Genomic DNA, 22,032 nt, shown 5'->3' with positions numbered 1-22,032 from the left:
CCCTAGAAGTCGGTGTTGAGCGGGTGCGCGCCGACGCGCTGGTCGCGGTCGCACGCCGCGATCGTCGCCATCTCATCGGCCGAGAGCTCGAAGTCGAAGACGGCGGCGTTCTCGATCATGCGCTCGCGCCGCACCGTCTTCGGGAAGACGATGAGGCCCTCCTGCAGGTGCCAGCGGATCGCGATCTGCTGCACGGTCTTGCCGTGGCGCTCGGCGATCGCGGCGAATCCGGGCAGCTCGGCCAGGTCGTACTGGGCGCTGCCGAGCGGGCTCCACGACTCGGTGCGGATGCCGCGCGACTCTTGGAAGGCGCGCAGGTCGCGCTGCTGGAAGGCGGGGTGCAGCTCGACCTGGTTGACCGCCGGCACGACATCCGTCGCCGCGGCGAGGTCGTCGAGGTGGGTCTGCATGAAGTTCGAGACGCCGATCGACCGGGCCAGCCCGGCATCGCGCACCTCGATCATGGCCTCCCACGACTCGACGTGCTTGCCGTACTTCGGCGACGGCCAGTGGATCAGGTAGAGGTCGACCTGCTCCAGCCCCAGACGCTCGAGACTCGCCTCGGCCGCCGGGCGCACCGAGTCGCGGCCCTGATCGCTGTTCCAGAGCTTGGTCGTGATGAACAGCTCGTCGCGCGGGATTCCCGACTCGGCGATCGCCCGACCGACACCGGCCTCGTTCTTGTAGACGCGCGCCGTATCGATGTGGCGGTAGCCGACCTCGAGGGCCTCGGCGACCACGCGGTGCGCCTCGTCGTCGTCGATCTGCCACACGCCGAGCCCGAACTGCGGGATGCTGTGGCCGTCGTTGAGCGTGATGGAGGGAGTGGGGATCGCGTGGGTCATCCCCCCATCATCTCTCAGTCGCGTGAGGGAACGCTGCGCTCCTCGGGGCCGTTGTAGAGGCTCAGTGGGCGGATGAGCGCGTTCGCGGCGAGCTGCTCGCGCACGTGCGCCGTCCACCCCGTCACGCGCGCGGCGATGAACAGCGGCGTGAAGAGCTCGGTGTCGAAGCCCATGAGGTCGTAGGCCGGGCCCGAGGGGTAGTCGAGGTTCGGCTTGATGCCCTTCGCCTCGTCCATGGCCTTCTCGAGCGCGTCGTAGAGGCCGAGCACCTCCGGCCGCTCGTAGTGCGCGACGAGGGTTTCGAGCGCGGTCTTCATCGTGGGCACGCGTGAGTCGCCGTTCTTGTAGACCCGGTGGCCGAAGCCCATGATCTTGCGCTTCGCGGCGAGGGCATCGGCGAGCCACCCGGCAGCAGCATCCGCCGAACCGACCTCGCGGAAGGTGTGCATGACGGCCTCGTTCGCTCCGCCGTGCAGGGGGCCCTTGAGCGCGCCGATGGCGCCCGTGACCGCGCTGTAGACATCACTCAGGGTCGAGGCGATGACGCGCGCCGTGAACGTCGAGGCGTTGAACGAGTGCTCCGCGTAGAGAATCATCGATACGTCGAACGCCTCGACGACGACGAGCTCCGGCACTTCGCCAAAGGTCATGTGCAGGAAGTTGGCCGAGTAGCCGAGGTCGTCGCGCGGCTCGACGAGCTCCTCGTCCCGAATGCGACGCTGGGCATACGCAACGATCGCGGGCAGCTGCGCCCACATCCGGATGCTGCGCTCGAGCGTGAGGTCGGCATCGATCCACGTGGCGTCGATCGTGAGCGACTCGTCGAGCGCGCCGAGCACGCTCACGGCGGTGCGCACCACGTCCATGGGGTGGGCGCTCAACGGCAGGGCGTCGATCGCGTGCTTGACCGTCGGGTCGAGGTGCCGCAGCGAGCGCTCGAGCGTCTCGAACTCGGCGAGCTGGGTGGGGTCGGGCAGCTCACCGTGCCACAGCAGGTAGGCGACCTCCTCGGCCGTGCAGCGCTCGGCGAGCTGCTGCACGGGATAGCCGCGGTAGAGCAGCGAATTCGTGTCGGGGTTGACCTTCGAGATCGCCGTGACGTCGACGACGACGCCGGCCAGGCCCTTCTTGATGTCGTCGAACATGTCGGTCTCCTTGTGGGTCAGCGGCCGGTGTAGGGCAAGGCCGCGTTCAGCGGCCGCTATAGGGCAAGGCCGCGTTCAGCGGCCGTTATAGGTGTAGATGCCCGCGTCGAAGGCGTTGTACGCCTCGTAGTCGAGCAGCTCGTAGAGCCTGCCTCGAGTCTGCATGCCCGCGACCTCGCCGTCGAGGGTTCCGGTGGATTGCAGGCTGTCGAGCGCGCGCTCGATCGCGCCGAACGCGATGCGCAGCAGCGAAACGGGGTGGATCACCATGTTCACACCGACGTCGGCGAGCTGCTGGTGCGTGAAGAGCTCGCTCTTGCCGAACTCGGTCATGTTGGCGAGGATCGGCACGCTCACGGCCTTGCGCATCTGCTCGAACTCCGCGAGCGTGCCCATCGCCTCGGGGAAGATCGCGTCGGCGCCGGCCGCCTCGAGGGCCTTGGCGCGATCGATCGCGGCGTCCATGCCCTCCACCCCGCGGATGTCGGTGCGGGCCATGATCACGAGGTCGGGGTCGCGGCGCGCATCCACGGCCGCGCGGATGCGCTTGACCGCCGTGTCGAGGTCGACGACGGCCTTGCCGTCGAGGTGCCCGCAGCGCTTGGGGTTGACCTGGTCTTCCAGGTGGAGGCCCGCAACGCCCGCGTCCTCCAGCTCGTGCACCGTGCGGGCCACGTTCATGGGCTCACCGAAACCGGTGTCGGCGTCGACGAGGGTCGGCAGGTCGCTCATGCGGCTGATCTGGTGGGCGCGGTGGGCGACCTCGCTGAGCGTCGTGAGCCCGATGTCGGGCAGGCCGAGCTCGGCGGCCATGACGGCGCCCGAGATGTAGGCGCCGTCGAAGCCCTTGTCCTGGATCAGGCGCACGCTCAGCGGCGTGAACGCGCCCGGGAACACCTGCAGGCGCCCGCTCGCGAGCCCCGCACGGAACGCCTGGCGGCGCTGGCTCGGCGTGGTGGTGGTGGAGAGCATCAGAAGAGTCCCTTCGGGGCAGCGGTCAGCGGCCGGGCGGCCGTCACGGTGAGGCCGCCGAGCTCGGCCGGAGTGAGCTCGGGCAGGCGCTCGGCGACGCCGAGGAAGCGGTCGATCTCGTCGGGGGCGAGGATGCCCTCCGCGAGCATCCGGAACTTGTTCACGTACTCGGCGCGACCGAAGGGCCGCGCGCCCAGGGGGTGCGCGTCGGCGACGGCGATCTCGTCGATCACGCGCTCGCCGTTCGTCAGCTCGATCTCGATGCGGCCGCCGAAGGCCTTCTCGCTCAGGTCGAGCGAGTGGTAGCGGCGGGTCCACTCGGCGTCTTCCGTCGTCGTGATCTTCTGCCAGAGCGCGACCGTGTCGGGGCGGCCCGCGCGCTCGGGTGCGTACGAGTCGACGTGGTGCCACGCTCCGTCTTGCAGCGCGACGGCGACGATGTACGGGATCGAGTGGTCGAGCGTCTCGCGGCTCGCGGTGGGGTCGTACTTCTGCGGGTCGTTCGCGCCCGAGCCGATGACGTAGTGCGTGTGGTGGCTCGTGTGCAGCACGATCTTCTCGATGTTCGCGGGGTCGCGCAGCTCGGGGCGCTCGGTGCCGAGGCGGCGCGCGAGGTCGATCCAGGCCTGCGCCTGGTACTCGGCGGAGTGCTCTTTCGTGTAGCTGTCGAGGATGCCCGTGAGCGGCTGACCGGCGTCAGGCAGCGGGACCTCGTAGCGGGCATCCGGGCCGCTCAGCAGCCACGCGATGACGCCGTCCTCCCCCTCGTAGATGGGGCTCGGGCTCGTCTGGCCGCGCATGGCCCGGTCGACGGCTTCGACGGCCATCTTTCCGGCGAAGGCGGGGGCGTGCGCCTTCCAGGTCGAGATCTCGCCCTTGCGCGACTGGCGCGTGGCCGTGGTCGTGTGAAGGGCCTGGCCGATGGCCTGGAAGATCGTCTCCGCCGGCAGTCGCAGCAGCGTGCCGATGCCGGCGGCCGCGCTCGGGCCGAGGTGGGCGACGTGGTCGATCTTGTGCTCATGCAGGCAGATGGCGCGCACGAGGTCGATCTGGATCTCGTAGCCGGTGAGCAGGCCCTTGAGCAGTTGGGCTCCATCGGCGCCGGTGTGCTGCGCGACGGCGAGGATCGGCGGGATGTTGTCGCCGGGGTGCGAGTAGTCGGCGGCGAGGAACGTGTCGTGGTAGTCGAGCTCGCGCACGGCGACGCCGTTGGCCCACGCGGCCCACTCGGGGCTGTAGCGGGTGTCGGCGGGGGTGCCGAAGACGGTCGCGCCGGGGCGGTAGGGGTGCGCTTCAGCCTGCCCGCGCGCGCTGACGACGGGATCGCGGTCGAGGCTCGCGACGGCGACGGCGGCGTTGTCGATGACGCGGTTGATGACCATGTCGACGGCAGCGTCGTCGAGCGGACGGTCCTGCTCGGCGGCGAGTGCGGCGAGCTTCCCGGCGAGTTGGTCGGCGGCGGCGAGGGGCTCGCTGCTCTTGTAGGTGCGCACGGTGTGGGTGGTCGTCATGGTCGCTCTTTCTTCTGGTCGTCGCCGCTGCGCGGCAGGTGGGCGTGGATGCTCGTGAGGGCTTCGTGCAGGTGCAGCCGGGTGGCGGCGGCCGCGCGTTCGGGGTCGCCGTCGGCGATGGCGCGGGCGATGGCGCCGTGCTCGGCGGCGCTGGCCGCGAGCCGCGCGTCGTCGTCGCGCGCGAGGCGGCGCACGCGGGCGAGGTGCACGCGCGTGCTCGCGATTGCGGCGGCGAGGTAGGGGCTGCCGCTCAGGCTCTGATCGAGCGCGGCGTCGAACTCGGCGACGAGGGCGTAGTAGCCGTGGCGGTGGGGGTCGTCGGCGCTCAGGGTCGCGGCGTCGACGGCGGCGAAGCGTGCGGCGAGCCCGGCGAAGCGTGCGGTGCCCTCGCCGGTGGTCGCGCGGCGGGCGGCGAGGCGCGCCGCCTGCTCGTCGAGCGCGGTGCGCAGCTCGAAGAGGGCGGTGACGTCGTCGGGTTCGATCTCGCTCACGACGAGGGTGCGGGGCCCGCGCTCGGTGGCGAGCCCGGCGGCGATGAGGCGGGCGAAGGCCTCGCGCACGGGGGTGCGGCTGACACCCAGCCGGTCGGCCTGCTCGACCTCTGTCAGCGGAGCACCGGGCGCGATCTCGCCCTCGACGATCGCCGCCTGCAGGGCGTCGAACGCGCGGTCGGCGGCAGTGCTCATCCCCCTAATGTATACATTGAGCCGCTATTGCGCTAGAAACGGTGCCGATCTCTGGTCCTCTGCATACACCAACAGTCGGGAACGGGATCGAGCGCGCTTTCTGCATCGTCGCTTCCTGCGACGGCCTCCTTGTGCAGCACGATGTCGTCGTAATGGCCGCCGACGGCATGCGCGTCGAGCCCGTCGGCGACACGTCGAAGGAACGCACTGACTCGGGGGTCGAGCCGATAGATGAGGTTCGACCAGTCGCGTCGAACTCGGATGAGCTCGGCGTCGCGAAGTCGCCGCAGCTGGTGCGACACGACCGTCCGCTCCACGCGCATGTCTGCGTAGATGGCCTCAGCGATCTCCCCCGCTGTATGCGGACCCGCACTGAGGATCTCGACGATGCGCCACCGCACCGGATGCCCGAGCTGGAAGAAGGTCTCCATCGGGCGAGTGTGACACTCGTGTCACGTGACCACGCCCCCGCACCCCTCGCTCCTGAGCCGCGGCCTCGGGCGCGCCTCTGAGGAGGAGCCCGGCGGAGGCCGCCGGTTCCCGCTTCTCGGGAAGAGTTTTCCCTCAGCACGCATGTGTCCCCGTTGTCATGTGACAACAGGGACACATGGGCATAGCGGCGAGCCGCAGGGGGCGCGGTCCCGGCGACAGGCCGATGATCACGCGCGAGGAGGCCGCGACGCCGCGCTCTGAGCCTCAGCGGTAGCGGCGACCCTCGTCGCGGCGGTACAACCAGACGGCGAGAGCCGCGGTGGCGAGGGTCCAGGCGAGGGCGCCGGCGAGCATCCACAGCTCAGGGGTCGTCCCCTCGACCGCCGCGAGGGTCAGCTCGCGCGCGTGCCGCGACGGGAAGAAGCGCGAGAGCGTCTCGAGCCAGTCGGGGAAGAACTGCGGCGGGAAGAACAGCCCGCCGCCGAACGCGAAGCCGAACATTCCGACCTGGATCACCGCGATCGCCGCCTTCGACGAGAACGCGTAGCCAATCGCCGCACCGAGCAGCAGGAACGGGATGCTCGTGAGCGCGAGCACTGCGAGGCCCGCGATGAGACCGACAGCGGAGACCGACGCCTCGGTCGCGAGTGCCCCGACGATCAGCACGGGAACGATCGAGAGGAAGCTGAACACCGCGGTCGCCGTGATCTGCGCGCTGATGCGCACCGCGGCGGGCAGGGGCAGACTGCGCAGGTAGGGATCCCACGGCTTCTCGCGGTTCTCGGCGATCGTCAGACCCAGGTTGAAGAGGGCGCTCACCATGACGGCGAAGACCGCGAGCGATGCCACGGCCTGCGTCGCGAAGACCGGGTCGTCGGCCACGCCGCGGTTGGGCACGACGAAGAAGAGCAGGCTGAGCGCGGGGAACACCATCGTGCCGATGACGGCGATCGGCACGCGCAGCGTCTCGATCACGAGCATGCGCACGTGCATCGCATACAGCGGAAGCATCGGCACTGTGCGCGGCGCGACGGCAGAGATGTCGGGGGTCGTGACGGTCATGCGGCGCTCCGATCGGTCAGCGTGAGGGCGAGGAAGGCTTCTTCGAGGGATGCCCCGCGCACGGTGAGGCCCGAGAACGGCACCTCGGCGCGCACGAGCGACCGCACGAACGCGTCCGCGTCATCGACGGTGAGGCGCAGCCGCTCGCCGGCCATCTCATCCCGCACGACGCCCGGCAGGGCGCGCACGGCATCGGGTGCGCCGGTCGCCAGCTCGACGACGGCCGAGTCGACACGGTCGCGCACGGCAGCGAGCGAGTCGTCGGCGAGCACGACCCCGTTGTCGATGACGATCACGCGCTCGGCGAGCGCCTCAATCTCCTCCAGGTAATGGCTGGTGACGACGATCGTCGTGCCGGCAGCATGATGGCGACGGATGCCGTGCCAGAGCGCGTGCCGCGCATCGACGTCGAGCCCCGTCGTCGGCTCATCGAGCAGCACGAGCCGCGGGCGCCCGACGAAGGCGAGAGCGACGGCGATGCGGCGCTTCTGCCCGCCCGAGAGAGCTCCGCACGGGCGGCGCAGCAGGTCGGCGAATCCGAACTCGTCGGCGAGAGCATCCGTCGGCACGCGGTCAGGGAAGTGCGCGGCGACCAGGTCGACGACCTCCGAGACCCGAAGCGTGTCGGGCAGGGCCGTCTCCTGAGGCGTGCTGCCGAGGCGGGCCCGACGACGCGGGTCGGTGGGGCTACCGCCGAAGAGCTCGACGGTTCCCGATGACGGGCGACGACGGCCCTGCAGCAGGCTCAGCATCGTCGACTTGCCGGCGCCGTTGGGGCCGAGGAGCCCGACGAGCTCACCGCCGCCGATCGACAGGGTGACATCGTCGAGCGCGACGGTTTCACCGAATCGGCGGGTCGCGTTCTCGAGGCGCGCGAAGGTCGTATGCGCAGTGGCGGTCATGGCTTCTCTCCCAAGAGGTGTCGAAGGGTCTCGGTGTAGTCCTCGAAGGCGCGGCGGCCGCGCCGGGTGAGGCTGACGAACGTGGTCGGCGTGCGGCCCTGGTGGGTCTTCTCGACGACGACGTACTCGGCGTCTTCGAGCTTGCGCAGGTGCGTCGAGAGGTTGCCGGCCGTCATGTCGAGCAGCTCCTGCAGCCGCGGGAAGGTGATGCGGTCGCCCTCCTCGAGACTCGCGAGCGTTGCGGAGATGCGCAGCCGGGCGGCAGCGTGGATGACCGGGTCAAGTTCGGCCATCACCGACTCCGGCGCAGATTCAGCTGCATGACGAGGCCGGCGACGAGGAACGAGCCGCCGCCGAGCACGGCCATGACGAGGTTGTTGGTCGGGGCGCCGAAGAAGGGGGCGACCGTTCCGGCGACGATGATGACGGCACCGAGCACGAGTTGGTCGATCGATCGCCACAGAGCTGCACCCATGAGGTACATCACGCCGGCGACGAGGGCGTAGATGGCGGGGAAGTAGAGACTCTGCAGGGTTCGATCCATGCCGTTGAGTGCGAGGGCGACCCCGATGAGGTAGGCCCCGAGCGAGACGACCGGCCAGGCGATGCCGTAGACCGCTCCCGAGAAGTTCGAGGGGCCGCGCACGCCGCGGTTGAGGCGCATGCCGATCACGGCAGAGACGATGATCGACCCGAGAAGCAGGATGCCGAATGTCGTCGCGGCAACTCCCAGCGGGAGCTGGAACCACGGATTGCCGCCGTCGTAGCCCGACCACAGGGCGAGGAAGCCGACCGTCCAGGCAACGCCCCACACCCCGAGGATCCACGGGATGCCGCTGAGTTGGTCGCGCTCGAGCGCGCTCTGCTGCTGGCGGATGAGCGCGAGAGCCTCGTCGGCGCTCGGCGGCGCCTCGTCGAGGTCGGGATCGGCGTGCTGGTCGGTCATGAGTACTTTGTAACGCAAACCAGTTTGCGTGTCAAGAAGGTTTGCGGACGGCGCACCGGAAGCGGCGCCGCTCTAGACTGGAGGGCTGATGACTGCCGACGCCGATCACCCTGAGCCCCGCATCCCGGGCCTGGTGATCGCCTACCCGGAAGACCTGCCGGTCAGCCAGCGGCGCGACGACATCGCAGCCGCAATCCGCGACAACCAGGTCGTCATCGTTGCGGGTGAGACCGGGTCGGGCAAGACGACGCAGTTGCCGAAGATCCTGCTCGAGCTGGGCCGAGAGAGCATCGCCCACACGCAGCCGCGCCGCATCGCCGCGCGCACGATCGCCGAGCGCGTCGCCGACGAGCTCGGCTCCGAGCTCGGCGGGCTCGTCGGCTACAAGGTGCGCTTCACCGACCAGGTGGGCAAGAACACGCGCGTCACGCTCATGACCGACGGCATCCTGCTCGCCGCACTCCGCGGCGACCGCGAGCTGCGGGCCTACGACGCCATCATCATCGACGAGGCCCACGAGCGCAGCCTCACCATCGACTTCCTGCTCGGATACCTCAAGCAGCTGCTCCCCCGCCGCCCGGAGCTCAAACTCATCATCACCTCCGCCACGATCGACCCCGAGAGCTTCGCCAAGCACTTCGCCGATGCGCAGGGCACCCCCGCGCCGATCATCGAGGTGAGCGGGCGAACGTTCCCGGTCGAGATCCGCTACCGGCCGCTGGTGCCGGACGGCGCCGACACCGACAACCTCACAGACCCCGACGATGACGAAGCCGACGGCCCCAGCACCCCCGGCGAGGCCATCGACATGATCGAGGGCGTCATCGCCGCGGTCGACGAGCTCGGCCGCGAGGGCGACGGCGATGTGCTGGTGTTCTTCAGCGGCGAGAACGAGATTCGTGACGCGGCGGATGCCCTCACCGGGCACCTCGCCCGCCAGGGGCCGCGCGGCGCGGGCACCGAGGTGCTTCCGCTGTACGGCCGGCTGAGTGCGGCCGAGCAGCACCGGGTTTTCGAGCGGGCGCCCGCGGGCATCCGTCGCCGCATCATTCTGGCGACCAACGTCGCCGAGACGAGCCTCACGGTGCCGGGCATCCGCTACGTGGTCGACACCGGAACGGCGCGCATCAGCCGCTATAGCGCGCGCTCGAAGGTGCAGCGGCTGCCGATCGAGCCGATCTCGCAGGCGAGCGCCAACCAGCGGTCGGGCCGCTCGGGGCGCACGAGCGACGGCATCGCCATCCGCCTCTACAGCGAGCTCGATTACACGAAGCGGCCGGAGTACACCGACCCCGAGATCCTGCGCACCAACCTCGCGGCCGTCATCCTGCAGATGATCTCGCTCGGGCTCGGCGACATCGAGCAGTTCCCCTTCCTGCAGCCGCCCGATAAGCGCGGCATCGCCGACGGGCTCGACCTGCTGCTGGAACTCGGCGCGGTGGACAAGAAAGACGGCGCCCACCGCATCACGCGCGTCGGTCGCGAGATCGCGCAGCTGCCGCTCGACCCGCGCTACGCGCGCATGGTCGTCGAGGCTCAGAAGCTCGGGGTGGCGCGAGAGATCATTGCGATCGTCGCGGGGCTGAGCATCCAAGACCCGCGCGAACGGCCGGTCGAGAAGCGCGAGCGCGCCGATCAGCTGCACAACCGGTTCCGCGACCCGACGAGCGACTTCATCACGCTGCTCAATCTCTGGAACCACCTGCAGCGGCGGCAGCGCGAGCTCAGCGGCAACCAGTTCCGCAAGGAGGTGCGCAGCGAGTTCCTCAACTACCTGCGCATTCGCGAGTGGGCCGATGTCGAACGACAGATCAGGAGACAGACCAAGGGTGTCGGCAAACATCCCGCCGACGGCGAGAGCGGCGCCGACGCCACCGCGATTCACAAGGCCATCCTCAGCGGCCTGCTCTCCCACATCGGCCTGAAAGACACCGCGAAGCGCGACTACCTCGGTGCGCGCCAGCGCCGCTTCGTGCTCTATCCGGGCTCGGGGCTCGCGAAGAAGCAGCCCGACGCCGTCATGGCCGCCGAGCTCGTCGAGACGAGTCGGCTGTTCGCGCGCACCGTCGCCGTCATCGACCCGGCGTGGGCCGAGCCCCTCGCGGGCGAGCTCGCCAAGCGCTCGTTCAGCGAGCCGCGGTGGGAGAAGCGCCAGGGCGCCGCGGTCGTCGACGAAAAGGTGACGCTGTTCGGGGTGCCGATCATCCCGCGCCGGCGCGCGCAGCTGAGCCGCATCGATCCGGCGCTGGCGCGCGAGCTGTTCATCCGCCACGCGCTCGTCGAAGGCGAGTGGGATACCTCCCGACTCGACAAGCGCCTCACCGCCTTCCTGCGCGACAACGCGCGCGTGCGCCGCGAGCTCGAGCAGCTCGAAGAGCGCAGCCGGCGCCGCGACATCCTGCTCGACGACGAGAAGATCGTCGAGTTCTTCGAGACACGTATCCCCGCTGACGTCACCGACGTGCGCCGCTTCGAGCGGTGGTGGCGGGATGCCCTGCGGGAGCATCCCGAAACGCTGACCCTCACCCGCGACGACCTCGTCGAGGCCGAGCAGCTGCCGGCAGACGACGGTTCGTACCCGACGCGGCTCACGCTCGGCGATCAGACGCTCAGTGTCGGATACCGATTCGAGCCCGGTGCCGCCGACGACGGCGTCACCGTCACCGTGCCGCTGCCGCTGCTGCCCCGGCTCGACACGGCGGGGTTCGACTGGCTCGTTCCGGGTCTGCGGCTCGAGCTCGTGACCGCGCTGCTCAAGACGCTGCCGAAGGCGATCCGCCGCAACGTCGTGCCCGCGGCCGACTGGGCCGCTCGACTCTTGGCGGCCGTGCCGCCCGGAGCTGACCTGCGCGAGCAGTCGATCACCGAGTTTCTCGCCACCGAGATCCGCCGCCAGACCTTCACGCCCGTCGACCCCGACGACTTCGATCTCGACCGCCTGCCCCCGCACTTGCGCATGGGCTACGCCGTCGTCGACGAGCGCGGCAGCAAGCTCGCGCGCGGCACCGACCTCACCGCTCTGCAGCAGAAGCTGCGCGAGCGCACGCGCGACTCGGTCGCTCGCGTGGCCACGGCCGCCGCGAAGAGCCCGATCGAGCGCGGCGGCATCACGGCGTGGGACGACACCATCGGCACGGGGTCGGGCGGCGACGGCGGTGCCGGCGGCACCCTGCCCCGGCAGCTCGACATGCGCCGCGGCGAGACCACGATCCGCGCCTACCCCGCGCTCGTCGACGAGGGCGGCTCGGTGGCGATCCGACTGCAGACCTCGGTCGCCGACCAGGTCGCCGCCCACCGTGCGGGGGTTCGCCGGCTCGTGCAGCTGGGGGTTCCGTCACCGCTCGCGTACATCCAGGAGCACCTGACGAGTGCCGAGAAGCTCAGCCTCGGGGCGTCGCCCTACCGCTCGACGGCCGCGCTCATCGACGATGCGCTGCGGGCCGTGATCGACGCCGAACTCTCTGATGCTCGGGATGCCCTCCCCTGGTCGCGCGAGCAGTTCGAGTCCCTCCGTGACCGCGTCAACGCCGGCCTGCCCGACCGCCTGTTCGGCATCGTGGCGACGGCGGCGGCCGTGCTGGCGGCGGCGCGCGAGGTCGACGTGCTCATCGGTCGCAGCTCGAGTCTGCAGTTGATGGCGCCGCTTGCCGACGCGCGCGAGCAGCTCAACGCCCTCGTGCACGACGGATTCATCGGACGCACGGGCCTCGCCCGCCTCCCCCGGCTGGTGATCTACCTCCGCGGCATCATCCACCGCGTCGAGCGCCTCGCCGACAACCTCGGCCGCGACCGCGCCTGGATGCTCGAGGTGCAGCAGGCCGCCGAGCTCTACACCGCGGCGGGTGGCACGCTCCCCCTCGCGGTCGACCCCGAGCCGCGCATCCGCGAGGCCCGCTGGATGCTCGAAGAGCTGCGCCTCTCGCTCTTCGCGCAGCCGCTCGGCGCGCAGGGCCCGATCTCGGTGCAGCGCATCCGCAAGCAGCTCGCGAGTTGGTGAGGATGAGGACCTAGATTTCCAGCCAGTTGTCGTCACCCGATGGGTGGGTATAGGTCAGGGGCATCATGAGGGCACTGGGCGTACGCCTCATCGAGCAACGAGCTCCCAGCCGTAACTTGTTCGAGGAGATCGCTGTAGGGATCCCAGATCTCGGTCTCGGCGTAGTACGCCTCCAGCCATGTCGTGAGGCTGGGCGGGTCAGAAACCGCGATGCCGAGACCCTCTACGCAGGGCGCCACGGTATTCACGAGGTGCTGGTACTGCGCCTCTGCACGAACTCTCGGCAACGGAATCTGAGTCCGTGGATCGATCGGATATGCCATCTCACACTCGAACGCCGCTCGATTGAGAAACTCACCCTGCTCCTCGGGGACGCTGGGATAGAGCACTCCGCCTTGTGCGTCCGCCGTCGCGTTGACGCCCAGGTTCTGAAGGCACGCAATCTGAGTCCCCGCCCACCCAAAGGCGAAGTCTGCTCGGAAACGTGCACAGGAGTGTCGCGCAATGAAAACTCCGTTACGATTCCGGTGAGGTCCCAAGAACTTCTCATTTCTTGACTCCGTTCCTGAGACCGATCGAGACAGAGCGAGGCAAGGAAGCAAGATGAGCAAGCTGAAGCCAAGAGGTCCTTGGAGAACATCGGCACTGGTGGCGGCATCTGTTCTTGCCACTTCTATTCTCGCCTCATGTGCGACACCGGGGGAACACCTCTCTGCGGTGACCGACCGGGCCGAGGGCACCGAAGTCATGCAGGAAACGCTTGATCAAGCTTGGCGAGAAGTCGTTGCAGTCGATCCAGGTGCGGTCCGCCCAGACGTTGAGTTGATTCGCCTGGTAAGCCTCGACGAATGGGCACCGACCACAGCTTCTTGTCTTGCAGATGAAGGATTCAAGGACGTCACAATTGATGCGAGTGGACAAGGGGTCCTAGTAGGGGACCTCGCCGAAGCTCAGAGATCCGCCTACCAGTTGGCGCTCTACGTCTGCGCTGCGCGCTACCCACTCGACCCGAAGTACAACGAGCCGCTTGACGAAGCGCAGATGAAAAAACTGTACGAGTACTACGTCAACGAGCTCTCGACCTGTTTGCGTGAACTTGGGTATGAACCATCCCCCGCTCCGTCATTACAGGGCTTTATTGACAGTTACGCATCTGACCCATGGCTCCCATGGGTTGAAGCCTCCCTGCTCGCGGCTCCTTCAGGACCAAATGCGACTGCAGAGTTGGAAACCCGGTGCCCGCAACTTCCTCCGGACCTTTGGTAGAACTTCAGACCCAGAACCGATTTCGACGCCCCCCCATTATTCATGCGCATAGCAGGTGCTCTCTTTCGCGCGATCGGATCGCCAAGAAGATCGTGATCGTCCAGAAGACTTCCCCAGCGCCAGAGTGAAACTCCCGTGGCGTGACCTTTGAACCCTTCCACTGGGTCGTGAAAAACCCGTCATTGCGATGTGGAAGATTTCTCGATACTTTGAGCCCGCATCTCAACACCTAAGGAGGATTCAAATGATTCGAAATGGGACCTTGAAGTTCACGGCGGCAGCCTTGATCGTCGTCGGACTATCAGCGGGGGCAACTGCGGCCCATGCAGCGACTTCAAACTTCGGAGCGAAGAGTTGCTCGGGGAGCTCGAGAATCTACATCACGACCTCTACGACAGGAGCCACGTCCCACACTGTCTGGACTAGTAGCAGCAACAACACTGGTCAATCATGGGCGGGCACGTCCGTCTACCAGGGTCGAACCCACTTCTCGACCAAGACGATTTCCAACGCAAACTACGCCACCTATACGCTCATTCGAGCGGGCGCGGCGGGCTGCTACGTCGACCTGTAGCGAAGTACCGGAGTGCTCCGCTCGAGTGGAGGAGTTCCTCTTTCGTCTCAACGAGACAACGTGGCGGCCGGCTGAGACATGGTAGTTCTTCAGTGCGGTCGGTCGCCGCCGGATTGTGGAGCGGCTGCTCTCAACACTGGCACAACCCACTTGTCTGCATCGGTACCGTGCGAAAGTTCGCTGCGGGTGCCCGGCGCGCTACCAGGAGCATTGCCCAGATGGCCGCCGCCCCTTAATCGGGTTATCTGGTGTCATGTCCGTGCCACTCCGTACCACATGGTCATTTGCACCGGACTGTTGAAGATCAGTGGGCGCCTTTGACCGGACCCACGCTTCTGCCGTCCGAGAGCGAGTGCTGCGCTGACGGGAATGTGATGCGTTACTGGCTGGTGTTCGAAGTTGAAGGCGCGCGGTCGCCGGTACCGGAGTGGCATCGTGCTCTGTTATCGCAGACCTCGATGTGGTCGAAGAGCGCGTGAGCGAACGCCAGTTACTGTACAGGCGTTGGCGGTCGAACTGTCCACGCCGCTCGAAGAGTGGGCATAACGATCTCAGCAAAGGACAGTTGCCCGATGGCGTTCATGGCGCGCGACCCGATCACATTCAGACATGCCCTGTTTTGGCGTCAAGCCAGTGGACGGCGCTGATCGTGATGTACAACGGCCTATACATTCAAGCCAGCACGGCCCTGCAGGAAAGGGGGCAAGGTCGACGATGGCAAATGTGTCTGGTCCAACGCGCCCTCTTCTTCTGAGGAGCCAATAGTCTGACGAACAGTCGAAAAGGATGCACATGAGCGAGAGCGAGCATGAACCTCAGCGGCGGGCCGTTGCCCTTGCGATTGGGTTGAGCGTACTGGTCGCGGGCGCGGCGATCGGCTGGGCATCCGCAACGGTTCTTACACCGCCGCAAGACGTGCTCGCCTCGACCGCGTTCACGACCGCCGAGGTCGTCACGGGTGAGGTCGGGTCGAGCATCATGCTCAACACCGTTGCAGAGTGGACGCCGGCGCCGGTCGGCTCAAACCTGGCGGGCGGCACCGTCACGACCGTCGACATCGCCGCGGGCGCCGAAGTCACTCCCGGCACGACGCTGTACTCGGTGAATCTGCGGCCAGTCGTTGTGGCACAGGGCGCGATTCCCGCGTTTCGTGCGCTGACTAGTGGCGACACCGGGCAGGACGTCGCACAGCTGCAGGCGATGCTGACAGCACTGGGCCACTACAGCGGTACCGTCGATGGCCAGTTCCGGTGGTCAACGACCGTAGCGGTGCGGTCGTGGCAGAAGTCACTCGGCCTCCCGCAAGACGGCGTTGTGCAGGCCGGCGACATCGTCTACGTGCCGACGCTGCCCACGCGCGTCGCACTCGACACCGAGCTCGTGTCGCGCGGCGCCTCACTCAGCGGAGGCGAGGCCGTCGTGCAAGGCCTCGGCGCATCGCCCTCATTCTTTGTGCCGGTGACCGACGCGCAGGCGTCGCTCATGCCCACGGGAACCCGCGTCGAGATCACGAGCCCCGAAGGTTCGGCCTGGGAGGGCTTCGTTATCGACCGGGTCACCGATGAGAACAACGGCATCCGCGTGCTGCTCTCCGGCGCCGACGGAGCCGCGGTCTGTGCGGACGAGTGCGCGCAGGTGCCCGTGACCGGTCAGTCGTTCTTGACCTCGCGCATCGTCATCGTCGAAAGCGTCACCGGCCTCACCGTGCCAAGCGCGGCCCTGCTGTCAAGGGCCGACGGCTCGATCGTCGTTATCGACAGCGAGGGCATCCAGTACCCCGTGACCGTGGTCACGAGCGCCCGCGGCCTCTCGATCATCGAGGGCGTAGACGCCGGCACTCGCGTTCGCGTTCCCGCCACCGAGGGCTGAGCGTGATCGAGGCGCGCGGCATCACGTTCGGCTACGACCGCGACGCGCCCATCCTCAGCGACTGGTCAGCACGCTTCGACGCCGGCGAAGTGGTCGCCGTCACCGGCCCCTCCGGCCGCGGCAAATCGACCCTGCTCTACCTGCTCGGCCTCATGCTCAAACCCGGCGACGGCGAGGTGCTCATCGAAGGCGACAGCGTCGCCGGCCTCGGCGACGCGCGACGGGCGCACCTGCGCGCCTCCCTGTTCGGCTTCGTGTTTCAGGATGCTGCGCTCGACCCCACCCGCACCGTCATCGACAACGTGCTCGAGACCGCCCTGTATCGGGGCGAACCGCGCGCCGATGCCCAGGGCCGCGCCCGCGAGCTGATGGCGCAGTTCGGCGTGGAGTTGCGCGCGAACGCCAAACCCGGGCAGGTATCCGGTGGTCAGGCTCAGCGCATCGCGCTGTGCCGGGCGCTGCTGAACGATCCGCGCATCCTGCTCGCCGACGAACCCACCGGCAACCTCGACCCGGCCTCGGCCGATATCGTCGTCGACGCCTTCCACGCCCAAGCGCTCTCGGGCGCCACTGTCATTGTCGTCACCCACGACCCGGCACTCGTCGCCCGCTGCGACCGGAGGATCGAACTGTGACCGGCCGGCTGCGCACACCGCGGTGGATGGCCGTGGTTCGCGAAGCCCTCGCGACCTCGTGGGCGCAACCCGTCGCCTCGGTGGTTACGATCATCATGGTCGCGGGCATGTGCGCGACCGTCTTGCTCACCACCGGGCGCACGGTGGGTGCCGAGCAAGCGGTCATCAATTCAATCGACTCCGCCGGCACCCGCTCGATCATCGTGCGCGCTGAACCCGCCTCGGGTCTCGACGCCACCGTTCTCGACCGCCTCGCGAGCCTCGACGGCATCGAATGGGCAGGAGCATTCGGCGCCGCAAGCGACGTGCAGAACGCCGCGTTCGACGACGCCACCCGCGTGCCCGTGCGCACCGTATGGGCTGCTGATCTCACCGCGCTCGGCATACCGGCGACCTCGGCGATCGAGAATCGGTCAGCCTGGGCATCCGCCACCGCTCTCGACGCGCTCGGGATGCCCGACGCGGTCGGCGGAGTCACGGCGATCAGCGGGGGAGAGTACGCGATCATGGGGCGCTTGGAGGTGCCTGACTACCTGCAGTTTCTCGAGCCGCTCGTCATGATCCCGCAAACGCCGGAGACTCCGGGCGCGGTGAGCGTGCTCGTCGTCATCGCCGAGCGCCCGGACCTCGTCGCGCCCGTCTCACGGGCCGTGCAGTCCGTGCTCGCCGTCGACGACATCACGACCGTCACGATCTCGACGAGCGAGAGCCTCGCGACCTTGCGCGGACTCATCGAGGGGCAGCTCGGCAGCTTCGGCCGCAACCTTGTCATCATCATCTTCGCGCTCACCGCGTTGCTCGTCGCCGCGATCCTCTACGGCCTCGTGATGCTGCGCCGCAAAGATTTCGGACGCCGCCGCGCCCTCGGCGCATCCCAAAGCCTCATCGTCGGGCTCTTGCTCACGCAAGTGGCATTTCTCAGCGCCATCGGAGCGATCATCGGATGCGCGGCAGCCGCCATCGGCCTCGCCGCGACCGGCGACCCCCTGCCCGGGCTCGACTTCTTCGCGGCGGTCGCCCTGCTCGCCGTCGCCGTCGGGGCGATCGCTGCCGTCATTCCGGCGTTGGCTGCGGCTCGACGTGACCCTCTGGCCGAGCTCAGGGTGGCTTGAGCGATGGAGCTTCCCGTCAACACCACTCAACGGTCGACTCGCCTGCGTAATCAACCTGACTTAGGCCCGCCCCGGGCGTTCGTCTTAGTGTTCATGGCATTTTCACTTGCCGGTTGCGGCCTTCTGCTCGACGGGAAGCAAGAGGTGGAAACGATGTCGTCGCCAGCTGCTTCGAACGCGCCCTGGTCGGAGTACGCGGTGAACATGGCCAACTGCATGCAGCAAAAAGGCTGGAACGCCATTGCCAATCCCGACAACAGTTACAGTCAGGACGAGATCCCTGAAGGTCAATATGAACTCTTGGCGGAAGACGAGCAAGAATGCCTCGTTAGATTCGGGTACGACGAGCCGCCCGAATACACCGATGAAACGCTCGCCGATCTCTACGACAAGGAACTCGAGACCCGGGCCTGCCTTGAGGGGTTTGGCTTTGTCGACCCAGCTCCTCCTCCCTCGCTCGAGGTCTACATCGACACTTTTCGGACGGAGAGTACGTGGTCGGCATATCGGCTCGTGGTCGAAGGATCGGTCGGTACACCCGACAACTGGTACGAACTGAACGCTGCATGTCCACAGCCAACGCCGTGACCGGCGATCGGACCTGCTGTACAGCGAGAACTTCGCCAGTTTGCCGGCTTGATTCTTACCTCCATCCTGAACTCGATCTCACAGGATTCGTGAGCGGGGTGGATGGAGTCTCTCGGTCATCCGATCAGGCCGAGGTAGTGCAAACCCGGGGTTCCTTGCACTTGAAAACAGCCGCTCACAGAGGCCGTGTCGGACGGAGTAGTACCCGATCTCTTGGCGACATCACCTCGATGGCTGCGACCCACGCAGACCGGGCGCGCCTTGCGGACACACTCGATTCAGTCGGGTCCACTCTTCTTGACCAGGGTTTTCCACTGCCAAGTAGGGCGTCCAAGAGTCGACTGTCAACAACGAGTCCTTGAAGGCCTGGCGAGACGGGGGCTCGGTTACCTCGAAGCCCTCCCGCTCTAGGCACGGGTTGAGAACGTTCACGAAGTAGTCGTAGACGTAGTCCAACTCTGCGTCGGTCAGGGGTTGCGTCAAGGACGGGTCGACCGGGTACTTGGCATCACAGACGTAGCCAGCGATTGCCATGGAGAGTTCCTGGCCCACCACGCCTTGACTCTCGTATCCGCCTTGGCCGTCGTTGCTGACCTTTGCGTCGACCCCTTGCTCGACTAAGCACGCGACGATCACCTCGGCCCATTCCGCTTGATCGATGAACCGCACAAGATCAACGTCGGGGCGCTCAGCATCGGGAAACTCCGATTCAACTCGCTGCCACGATTGGTCGAGAAACTCGGCGTACGCCGCATCCATTTCCTGCTCCGACAACTGCGGAGGGGGCGGCGGGCCAGGTTCGGCTCCAGTGCACCCGCCGACACCGACAATGACGGCGACTGCAACGGTGAGCGAAGCCATCGCGCGAGTGGACCGGTTCGTCATGAGGGCATCGTACCTGCGCAAAGTGGCCTTCAGGAGGAAATGTCACGATACGGCGACCGCGTCAGGGAAAGTCGCCGCTTACCGCGTTCAACGCGGCCGCTTTCACCACGCTGATCAGCCGACTGGAGATGCGACCGGCATCCCGAGCGCCGACGCCGCGGCCAGCAGGCGGTCGTCGTAGGCAACAAAGGCGGTCAGCTCTTCGCGAAGCTCCAGGGCGCTGGCGAGGTGAATGGCGTCGAGACTGCGCAGTGATGGCGGCGACAGCCGCGCTGCCGTGTCGAGAACCTGGGTGTCGATGGCCAGCAGGCTGGGCTGCGCGAGCAGGTCGAGCGCCCGTGGCACGACGGAGGGGTCAACGCGAAAGAGGGCCCGCACCAGCTCGGTTCGCACCAGTGCACTCGAAGCCCAGTCGTGGTCACTCAGGTACGCCCGAAGTGCCAACGACTCCTTCTCGTCGATCAGAAGCTTCACCGCGGCAGATGTATCGAGATACAGCACCTAGAGCCGCTCTTCGCGTTGTCCATCGAGAAGGTCAGCGATCGAGGGCCCGCTGTACTCGGGGTCGATCGGGGTAGGAGGATTCGCGGCGAGCCACGCTGCGAAGTCGCCGCGAGTCGGCGTCATCCGCCCCTCGTCGATCAGTTCCTGCACGCGCGATCTCTCTGCCGTCGGCATCGGCCCGATTATCGCGACCGGCACCCCGTGCTCGGTCACCTCAATCGACTCGCCTTGCTTCACGCGATCAAGGTACTTGCTCGCGTTCTGCCGCAGCTCGCGCACCCCAATCCGGTCCATGTGCTACACGGTAGCACTTTGGTGTGGAGGACGCCGCGCGGTGTCCGCGGGTCAGCCGAAGACCCGGCGGCCCGCCACCCAGGTGCCGACGTTTCGGGTGCCGTGGATGCTTGACGCAGTCCCCGCGAAGGGGTCGCGGTCGGTCGCGGCCAGGTCGGCGACCGCCCCGACCGTGATGACTCCCGTCACCGTGGCGTCACCCGGCCCGCGCCCATTGACGAACGCCGACCCGGCCGTGTAGGCGTCGAGCGCCTCGGCGAGCGTGAGCTCCTCGTGCGCGAGCAGCGGCTCGGGGTCGTGCTCGGGGTCGTCGGCGGGCAAGGTGCGGTTGACCGCCACGTGGATGGCCTGCCAGGGGTCGGGGGTCGAGACGGGCCAGTCGCTGCCGGCGCACAGGCGCGGGCGAGCATCCGACCCTACTGCGCGCAGGATGCTCGCGAAGGGGTACTGCGTCGCCGCGCGCTCGGGGCCGACGAGCGGCACCGTGAGGTCGCGCATCTGCGGCTCGTTGCACGCCCAGAGCGCCTGCATGTTGGCGGTCACGCCGAGCGCGGCGAAGCGGGCCACGTCGTCGGGGTGCACGAACTGCAGGTGCGCGAGATGGTGGCGGCGGGCATCCGTCGGCGGGCGCGACGCCCAGTCGTTCGCCGCCGCGGCGGCCTCGAACGCGTCGAGCGCGTCGCGCACCGCGCGGTCGCCGATCACGTGCACGTGGGCGCTGAAGCCGGCGGCGTCGAGCGCCATGATCGCGTCGACGAGCGCCTGCCCGCCGACGAACGCAATGCCGGTCGGATGCTCGCTCTCGCCCGCCGCCCCGAGGTACGGCTCGAGCATCGCCGCCGTGCCGTTCTCGACGACCCCGTCGGCCATGATCTTCACGGCACTGAGCCTGAAGCGGGAGGCGAGCCCCAGTTCGGCCGAGTGCGCCTCGCGGCGTGCGACGAGCTCGGGCACCTGCCCGACTCCGCGAGCGCGATCCCACCACAGGGCGCCGACGACGTCGACCGTCAAGCGCCCCTCGGCGAGGGCGCGGCGGTACACCAACGCGGTGTCCGAAGCACCGAAGTAGTCGCCGACGATCGCGTCCTGCCACCCGGTGATGCCGAACGAGTGCGCGTAGCGTTGCGCCTCGAGCAGGGCGGCGTACTCGTCGTCGGGCGTCGCGGCGGGGGCGACCGCGGCGACGAGCCCGGCGGCACCCTCGTGGAGCGTGCCCTGCGGGCTGCCGTCGGCCAGCCGCTCGATGCGGCCGTCGGCCGGGTCGGGGGTGTCGGCCGTGATGCCCGCGAGCGCGAGCGCGGCCGAGTTGGCCCAGGCGCCGTGGTGGTCGCGGTTGTAGAGGAAGACGGGGCGGATGGGCTCGATCGCGTCGAGCTCGGTTGCGCTCGGCGTGCCGCCCGGGAAGGCGCTCATCGCCCAGCCGCCGCCTGTGATCCAGGCGCGAGAGGCGTCGCAGCCGCGGGGAGGGTTCAGCTGCGCATACGAGACGATGAGCCGGGCGTAGTCCTCGGCCGACGAGCCCGCGCTGAGGTCGCAGCCGAGCCGCTCGAGGCCGCCCTGGATGGGGTGGATGTGCGCGTCGACGAAACCGGCGTGGAGCATCCCGCCCGCCAGATCGACCACCTCGGTCTCGGGGCCGCGCCAGGCACTGAGGTCGGCATCCACCGCTGCGATGCGGCCGTCGACGACCGCGACTTGCACCGCCTCGGGCGCAGCACTGCGGCCCGGCCCCCGATAGACGACTCCTCCGATGAAGAGCAGATCTGCCGGGTGCACGGGCCGCAGTGGTGGGGGGTGGGAAAGGGCG

At 68.0% G+C, this 22,032-nt stretch carries 21 protein-coding genes; 6 read left to right on the top strand and 15 right to left on the bottom strand.

Annotated elements, in window-relative coordinates; all coding sequences use genetic code 11:
* Positions 1-2: 2 nt before the first annotated feature.
* The 10 genes from ACTIE9_RS03455 to ACTIE9_RS03410 all read right to left on the bottom strand — a co-directional run bounded on the left by ACTIE9_RS03455 (position 3) and on the right by ACTIE9_RS03410 (position 8,501).
* A complete protein-coding gene (locus ACTIE9_RS03455; protein ID WP_439564180.1) occupies positions 3-845 on the bottom strand; it encodes an aldo/keto reductase in 843 nt (280 codons plus the stop codon).
* Between the two features lie 14 nt (positions 846-859).
* Entirely contained in the window at positions 860-1,990 is a 1,131-nt protein-coding gene (locus ACTIE9_RS03450; RefSeq protein ID WP_439564179.1) for a bifunctional 2-methylcitrate synthase/citrate synthase, read from the bottom strand.
* Positions 1,991-2,065: 75 nt separating this feature from the next.
* The gene (gene prpB / locus ACTIE9_RS03445; RefSeq protein WP_439564178.1) at positions 2,066-2,962 is read right to left on the bottom strand and encodes a methylisocitrate lyase; all 897 of its coding nucleotides are present in this window, start codon (positions 2,960-2,962) and stop codon (positions 2,066-2,068) included.
* The gene (locus tag ACTIE9_RS03440; protein ID WP_439564177.1) at positions 2,962-4,473 is read right to left on the bottom strand and encodes an MmgE/PrpD family protein; all 1,512 of its coding nucleotides are present in this window, start codon (positions 4,471-4,473) and stop codon (positions 2,962-2,964) included. The genes prpB and ACTIE9_RS03440 overlap by 1 nt, the downstream gene beginning before the upstream one ends.
* Positions 4,470-5,159 carry a GntR family transcriptional regulator gene (locus ACTIE9_RS03435; RefSeq protein WP_439564176.1) on the bottom strand — a complete coding sequence of 230 codons (690 nt, stop codon included), beginning with the start codon at positions 5,157-5,159 and terminating at the stop codon, positions 4,470-4,472. The genes ACTIE9_RS03440 and ACTIE9_RS03435 overlap by 4 nt, the downstream gene beginning before the upstream one ends.
* Before the next feature lie 32 nt (positions 5,160-5,191).
* A complete protein-coding gene (locus tag ACTIE9_RS03430; RefSeq protein WP_439564175.1) occupies positions 5,192-5,590 on the bottom strand; it encodes an ArsR/SmtB family transcription factor in 399 nt (132 codons plus the stop codon).
* A gap of 265 nt (positions 5,591-5,855) precedes the next feature.
* Positions 5,856-6,653 (bottom strand): ABC transporter permease, encoded by a 798-nt coding sequence (locus ACTIE9_RS03425; RefSeq protein ID WP_439564174.1) that lies wholly within the window; start codon positions 6,651-6,653, stop codon positions 5,856-5,858.
* Positions 6,650-7,555: an ABC transporter ATP-binding protein gene (locus ACTIE9_RS03420; protein WP_439564173.1), complete on the bottom strand. Its 906-nt coding sequence runs from the start codon at positions 7,553-7,555 to the stop codon at positions 6,650-6,652. Before ACTIE9_RS03420 ends, ACTIE9_RS03425 begins: the two co-directional genes overlap by 4 nt.
* A complete protein-coding gene (locus ACTIE9_RS03415) occupies positions 7,552-7,848 on the bottom strand; it encodes a transcriptional regulator (RefSeq protein WP_439564172.1) in 297 nt (98 codons plus the stop codon). Before ACTIE9_RS03415 ends, ACTIE9_RS03420 begins: the two co-directional genes overlap by 4 nt.
* The gene (locus tag ACTIE9_RS03410; protein ID WP_439564171.1) at positions 7,848-8,501 is read right to left on the bottom strand and encodes a hypothetical protein; all 654 of its coding nucleotides are present in this window, start codon (positions 8,499-8,501) and stop codon (positions 7,848-7,850) included. Before ACTIE9_RS03410 ends, ACTIE9_RS03415 begins: the two co-directional genes overlap by 1 nt.
* Positions 8,502-8,589: 88 nt before the next feature.
* Between ACTIE9_RS03410 and hrpA the strand changes: the two genes are divergently transcribed.
* A complete protein-coding gene (gene hrpA / locus ACTIE9_RS03405; protein WP_439564170.1) occupies positions 8,590-12,498 on the top strand; it encodes an ATP-dependent RNA helicase HrpA in 3,909 nt (1,302 codons plus the stop codon).
* Between the two features lie 32 nt (positions 12,499-12,530).
* Here hrpA and ACTIE9_RS03400 read toward each other — a convergent pair whose 3' ends face one another.
* Positions 12,531-12,887: a hypothetical protein gene (locus tag ACTIE9_RS03400; RefSeq protein WP_439564169.1), complete on the bottom strand. Its 357-nt coding sequence runs from the start codon at positions 12,885-12,887 to the stop codon at positions 12,531-12,533.
* A 214-nt stretch (positions 12,888-13,101) separates the two neighbouring features.
* On the opposite strand from ACTIE9_RS03400, the gene ACTIE9_RS03395 reads away from it, so the two are divergent.
* From ACTIE9_RS03395 to ACTIE9_RS03375, 5 genes are all read left to right on the top strand, one after another.
* Positions 13,102-13,764 carry a hypothetical protein gene (locus ACTIE9_RS03395; RefSeq protein WP_439564168.1) on the top strand — a complete coding sequence of 221 codons (663 nt, stop codon included), beginning with the start codon at positions 13,102-13,104 and terminating at the stop codon, positions 13,762-13,764.
* A gap of 1,366 nt (positions 13,765-15,130) precedes the next feature.
* Positions 15,131-16,207 (top strand): peptidoglycan-binding domain-containing protein, encoded by a 1,077-nt coding sequence (locus ACTIE9_RS03390; RefSeq protein WP_439564167.1) that lies wholly within the window; start codon positions 15,131-15,133, stop codon positions 16,205-16,207.
* A gap of 2 nt (positions 16,208-16,209) precedes the next feature.
* Positions 16,210-16,842 carry an ABC transporter ATP-binding protein gene (locus ACTIE9_RS03385; RefSeq protein WP_439564166.1) on the top strand — a complete coding sequence of 211 codons (633 nt, stop codon included), beginning with the start codon at positions 16,210-16,212 and terminating at the stop codon, positions 16,840-16,842.
* Positions 16,839-17,954: an FtsX-like permease family protein gene (locus ACTIE9_RS03380; protein ID WP_439564165.1), complete on the top strand. Its 1,116-nt coding sequence runs from the start codon at positions 16,839-16,841 to the stop codon at positions 17,952-17,954. Before ACTIE9_RS03385 ends, ACTIE9_RS03380 begins: the two co-directional genes overlap by 4 nt.
* A 3-nt stretch (positions 17,955-17,957) precedes the next feature.
* A complete protein-coding gene (locus ACTIE9_RS03375) occupies positions 17,958-18,542 on the top strand; it encodes a hypothetical protein (protein WP_439564164.1) in 585 nt (194 codons plus the stop codon).
* Between the two features lie 222 nt (positions 18,543-18,764).
* Here the strand turns inward: ACTIE9_RS03375 and ACTIE9_RS03370 are convergent, their stop codons facing one another.
* The 4 genes from ACTIE9_RS03370 to ACTIE9_RS03355 all read right to left on the bottom strand — a co-directional run bounded on the left by ACTIE9_RS03370 (position 18,765) and on the right by ACTIE9_RS03355 (position 22,001).
* On the bottom strand, positions 18,765-19,403 hold the full coding sequence (locus tag ACTIE9_RS03370) for a hypothetical protein (RefSeq protein ID WP_439564163.1): 639 nt from the start codon (positions 19,401-19,403) through the stop codon (positions 18,765-18,767).
* A gap of 138 nt (positions 19,404-19,541) precedes the next feature.
* A complete protein-coding gene (locus ACTIE9_RS03365; protein WP_439564162.1) occupies positions 19,542-19,928 on the bottom strand; it encodes a type II toxin-antitoxin system VapC family toxin in 387 nt (128 codons plus the stop codon).
* Positions 19,929-20,225, bottom strand: coding sequence for a type II toxin-antitoxin system Phd/YefM family antitoxin (locus ACTIE9_RS03360; RefSeq protein WP_439564161.1), 297 nt, complete (start codon positions 20,223-20,225; stop codon positions 19,929-19,931).
* A gap of 51 nt (positions 20,226-20,276) precedes the next feature.
* Entirely contained in the window at positions 20,277-22,001 is a 1,725-nt protein-coding gene (locus tag ACTIE9_RS03355) for an amidohydrolase (protein ID WP_439564160.1), read from the bottom strand.
* Positions 22,002-22,032 lie beyond the last annotated feature (31 nt).

The organism is Microcella sp. (genome assembly GCF_051860105.1).
GTDB lineage: Bacteria > Actinomycetota > Actinomycetes > Actinomycetales > Microbacteriaceae > Microcella.
The sequence above is the reverse complement of the archived record's forward strand: the minus strand, read 5'-3'. Positions and strand labels throughout refer to the sequence as shown.

Coding starts and splice junctions, on each gene's coding strand:
- ACTIE9_RS03455 (WP_439564180.1), bottom strand. CDS start 845: ATGACCCACGCGATCCCCACTCCCTCCATCACGCTCAACGACGGCCAC.
- ACTIE9_RS03450 (WP_439564179.1), bottom strand. CDS start 1,990: ATGTTCGACGACATCAAGAAGGGCCTGGCCGGCGTCGTCGTCGACGTC.
- prpB (WP_439564178.1), bottom strand. CDS start 2,962: ATGCTCTCCACCACCACCACGCCGAGCCAGCGCCGCCAGGCGTTCCGT.
- ACTIE9_RS03440 (WP_439564177.1), bottom strand. CDS start 4,473: ATGACGACCACCCACACCGTGCGCACCTACAAGAGCAGCGAGCCCCTC.
- ACTIE9_RS03435 (WP_439564176.1), bottom strand. CDS start 5,159: ATGAGCACTGCCGCCGACCGCGCGTTCGACGCCCTGCAGGCGGCGATC.
- ACTIE9_RS03430 (WP_439564175.1), bottom strand. CDS start 5,590: ATGGAGACCTTCTTCCAGCTCGGGCATCCGGTGCGGTGGCGCATCGTC.
- ACTIE9_RS03425 (WP_439564174.1), bottom strand. CDS start 6,653: ATGACCGTCACGACCCCCGACATCTCTGCCGTCGCGCCGCGCACAGTG.
- ACTIE9_RS03420 (WP_439564173.1), bottom strand. CDS start 7,555: ATGACCGCCACTGCGCATACGACCTTCGCGCGCCTCGAGAACGCGACC.
- ACTIE9_RS03415 (WP_439564172.1), bottom strand. CDS start 7,848: ATGGCCGAACTTGACCCGGTCATCCACGCTGCCGCCCGGCTGCGCATC.
- ACTIE9_RS03410 (WP_439564171.1), bottom strand. CDS start 8,501: ATGACCGACCAGCACGCCGATCCCGACCTCGACGAGGCGCCGCCGAGC.
- hrpA (WP_439564170.1), top strand. CDS start 8,590: ATGACTGCCGACGCCGATCACCCTGAGCCCCGCATCCCGGGCCTGGTG.
- ACTIE9_RS03395 (WP_439564168.1), top strand. CDS start 13,102: ATGAGCAAGCTGAAGCCAAGAGGTCCTTGGAGAACATCGGCACTGGTG.
- ACTIE9_RS03390 (WP_439564167.1), top strand. CDS start 15,131: ATGAGCGAGAGCGAGCATGAACCTCAGCGGCGGGCCGTTGCCCTTGCG.
- ACTIE9_RS03375 (WP_439564164.1), top strand. CDS start 17,958: ATGGAGCTTCCCGTCAACACCACTCAACGGTCGACTCGCCTGCGTAAT.
- ACTIE9_RS03370 (WP_439564163.1), bottom strand. CDS start 19,403: ATGGCTTCGCTCACCGTTGCAGTCGCCGTCATTGTCGGTGTCGGCGGG.
- ACTIE9_RS03360 (WP_439564161.1), bottom strand. CDS start 20,225: ATGGACCGGATTGGGGTGCGCGAGCTGCGGCAGAACGCGAGCAAGTAC.